Origin of the sequence: Sulfuricurvum sp., assembly GCF_023250475.1 — a bacterium.
Classification (GTDB): Bacteria; Campylobacterota; Campylobacteria; order Campylobacterales; family Sulfurimonadaceae; genus Sulfuricurvum.
This window is the reverse complement of sequence record NZ_JAHFAQ010000175.1, coordinates 1-3407: the sequence shown is the minus strand read 5'-3', so window position 1 is coordinate 3407 and position 3407 is coordinate 1. Positions and strand designations below refer to the sequence as shown.

At 48.2% G+C, this 3407-nt stretch carries 3 protein-coding genes and 1 pseudogene; 3 read left to right on the top strand and 1 reads right to left on the bottom strand.

Translation table 11 applies throughout. The features are described 5' to 3' along the window. A pseudogene (locus Q0C19_RS11645) lies at positions 1 to 224 on the bottom strand (hypothetical protein); the annotation flags it as partial. Between the two features lie 69 nt (positions 225 to 293). On the opposite strand from Q0C19_RS11645, the gene Q0C19_RS11640 reads away from it, so the two are divergent. The 3 genes from Q0C19_RS11640 to Q0C19_RS11630 all read left to right on the top strand — a co-directional run. After that, a complete protein-coding gene (locus Q0C19_RS11640; RefSeq protein ID WP_295056248.1) occupies positions 294 to 2393 on the top strand; it encodes an RNA degradosome polyphosphate kinase in 2100 nt (699 codons plus the stop codon). A 9-nt stretch (positions 2394 to 2402) separates the two neighbouring features. After that, complete coding sequence (locus Q0C19_RS11635; protein WP_295056245.1) at positions 2403 to 2942, top strand: gamma carbonic anhydrase family protein; 540 nt, start codon at positions 2403 to 2405, stop codon at positions 2940 to 2942. Next, positions 2932 to 3407: TRIC cation channel family protein (locus Q0C19_RS11630; protein WP_295056243.1), on the top strand; the 476-nt coding region annotated here is incomplete at its 3' end. The genes Q0C19_RS11635 and Q0C19_RS11630, both read left to right, overlap by 11 nt.

Below are 3407 nucleotides of genomic sequence, written 5' to 3'. Positions count from 1 at the left end.
ATACGCGAAGCCTCTTCGAGAGATATTCGAGCCCGTTCCGTCTCCCCTTTTTCATACGCATTATCGGCTTCCTCAACCAAAGCCGCAGCCGAGAATACCGCCGTGTCGACGATAGTTGGCCCTTTTTTTTGAGTCTCTGAATCGTCTAGATTTTGAACGTGCCGAAAGATTTGATAGGCGAAAAAAAGTGTCGCCCCAAACATTAATATTTGAAATATACTCATCAAGTTCCTTTTTTGTAACGATAAGTATAATATAATCCCGTTAACTTAAAACCAAAACTAGTAGAAACCATGCCAAATAATTACAAAGACCCAGCGCTTTATATCAATCGTGAGCTTTCATGGCTCCAATTCAATACCCGTGTTTTGAGACAGGCACAAGACGAATCGCTCCCTCTTTTTGAACGACTCAAATTTTTGGCGATTTACGGAACGAACCTCGATGAATTTTACATGATCCGTGTCGCGGGATTGAAAAAACTCTTCAGCGCCGGAGTCAATGTCTCGGGAGCCGATCGTTTTACTCCGCTGCACCAACTGCGTGAAATCCGCGAATATCTCCATAAAGAGCAAGAAGCGGTTGAATACTGTCTGCAGGGAATTATGAAAGAGCTCGAAAAAGAGGGGATATTTTTCAAATCGTATAAAGAGGTAACTCCCGACCAGCGCAAATATCTCGACAGATATTTTCATGAAAATATCTATCCCGTCGTCATCCCCATCGCGATCGATGCGACCCATCCGTTTCCCCACCTCAATAATCTCGGGTTCGGACAAATTGTCAAACTTCGGGACAAAGAAGATCCTACGGTCGAACGTTACGGGCTTATCCGTATTCCACGGGTTCTTCCACGCTTCGTCGAAATCGACAACCGTATCTACATCCCGATCGGAAGTATCGTTGCCGAGCATATCCAAGATCTCTTTCCCGGCTATGAACTGATCAAATTTGCCGCATTCCGTGTTACCCGAAATGCCGATATCGCCATCGAGGAAGAGGAAGCGGACGATTTTATGGAGATCCTCGAAGAGGGGCTTAAACTCCGTAAAAAAGGGGAATTGGTACGGTTGGAACTGAGCGTCCATGCCGATGATGATCTTTTGAACTTCTTCAACCGCCATGCCAACGTTTACAAAGACGACATCTACCGTTTCCAAACGTATCTCAATCTCGGAAGCCTGTGGCAGGTGGTCGGCAACAAAGATTTTGCTCACCTTACCAGTCCGAGTTTCAAGCCGAGAAATCTTCCGCCGCTTGACACCGACGATAGTCTCTATACGACATTGGACAAACAAGATTTGCTCCTCTTCCATCCGTTTGAAAGTTTTGAACCGGTCGTACGGCTTATTCAGATTGCGGCCAAAGACCCCGAAGTTGTCTCGATCCGGATGACGCTCTATCGTTCGGGCTCGAAATCGCCGATCGTCCAATCGTTGATCAATGCTGCCGAATCGGGCAAACAGGTCACCGTTATGGTCGAACTACGAGCACGCTTTGACGAAGAGAACAATCTCCACTGGGCAAAAGCGCTCGAAAATTCGGGAGCCCACGTCATCTACGGGATTGCCGGATTCAAAGTCCATGCCAAAGCGGCGCTTATCACCCGCCGAGTTGACGGCAAGCTCAAACAATATGCCCATATCGGTACCGGAAACTATAACCCCTCCACCGCAACGATCTATACCGATATCAGCTACATGACCAGCAACGACGCGATCACCCACGATATGACCCGCTTTTTCCACTTTTTGACCGGATTCAGCAAAAAAGGGAAATTGCACGAACTCTACATGGCACCGACGCAAATTAAACCGAAAGTCCTTTCATTGATCCAAAACGAGACCCGTATGGGCAGCGAAGGGGTCATCATTGCCAAAATGAACGCCCTAGTCGATGAAGATATCATCAAAGCACTCTATAAAGCATCTCAAGCCGGGGTAAAAATCGAGCTTATTATCCGCGGCATCTGCTGTCTTCGGCCTGGTGTTCCGGGATTCAGTGAAAATATCCGCGTTGTCTCGCTCATCGGAAAATATTTGGAACATGCCCGTATCTATTATTTCAAACACTCGACACCGCAAACCTATATCTCCAGTGCCGACTGGATGCCTCGGAATCTGTTGCGCCGTATCGAATTGCTGACCCCGATTAGCGGCGAAGAGATCAGCAACAAACTGATTCAGATACTGCAGCTTCAAACCTCCGACAATATGCTTGCGTACGAACTGCAAAATGACGGCAGCTATGTCAAAGTTAAACATGAGCCCGGCAATCTTATCGACAGCCATAAAATCGCCGAAAGCCATACCAACAAAGTCTACAATTCGGTCAAAAAACAGACTCCGAATTATGTACAGCAACTGACTGCACGGCTATTTAAAGAGAGCTGAGGAGATTCGATGATCACAAATTATTTACACTATACTCCGAAGATGAAAGAACGGGTTTGGATCGCGGACTCAGCCGATGTGATCGGACGGGTAACGATGGGAGAAGATGTCAGCATCTGGTTCGGATGCGTCGTGCGCGGTGATGTCCACAGTATCCAAATCGGAGATCGCAGCAACATTCAAGACCTCAGCATGGTCCATGTCACCCATCATAAAAAAGAGGACATGAGCGACGGATATCCCACTATTATCGGAAACGATGTTACCGTCGGCCATCGAGTGATGCTGCACGGATGCACCATCGAAGACGCATGTCTGATCGGGATGAGCGCCACCATTCTCGACGGTGCCATTATCGGGAAAGAGTCGATCGTCGGTGCAGGATCATTGGTGACCAAAAATAAAGTGTTCCCGCCGCGATCTCTCATCATGGGAAGCCCCGCAAAAGTCGTCCGAGAGCTCACCGACGAAGAGGTTTCCGAACTCTACGCTTCGGCCGCGCGCTACGTAAGCTTCAAAGAAAACTACCGCGCCCCTGATGATGTCTGAGTTTAATCTCGTCGTTTTCGCCGATATTCTAGGCATTGTCGCCTTTGCTCTCAGCGGATTTCTCGTCGGGGTACGCAATAACCTCGATCTTCTCGGCGTAATCATCTCCGCCTCGCTCACCGCACTCGGCGGAGGGGTCGTCCGAGATGTCATACTGGATCGAACCCCTTTCGCTTTTAACGAATATTACCCTGCCATTACCGTTTTGACGACGATTACCGCCGCATTTGCCTTTCGTCTTTATCATAGAGAACAAATCGAGCGGCAATGGCTTTTTGTTATCAGCGATACGATCGGTCTCGTCGCCTTCAGTATCACCGGAGCGCTTCTGGCGATTGATGCTCACTTTAATTTCTTCGGCGTCATTATTCTCAGCTCCCTTACCGCTATCGGCGGAGGGGTTTTACGTGATATTCTCATCAACCAAGTCCCTGCGGTGCTGGTGAGCGATTTTTACGGTTCCAT

What these genes read in the sequence shown, in the direction of transcription:
- Q0C19_RS11640 (WP_295056248.1), top strand. Translation starts at nt 294, where the DNA reads ATGCCAAATAATTACAAAGACCCAGCGCTTTATATCAATCGTGAGCTT.
- Q0C19_RS11635 (WP_295056245.1), top strand. Translation starts at nt 2,403, where the DNA reads ATGATCACAAATTATTTACACTATACTCCGAAGATGAAAGAACGGGTT.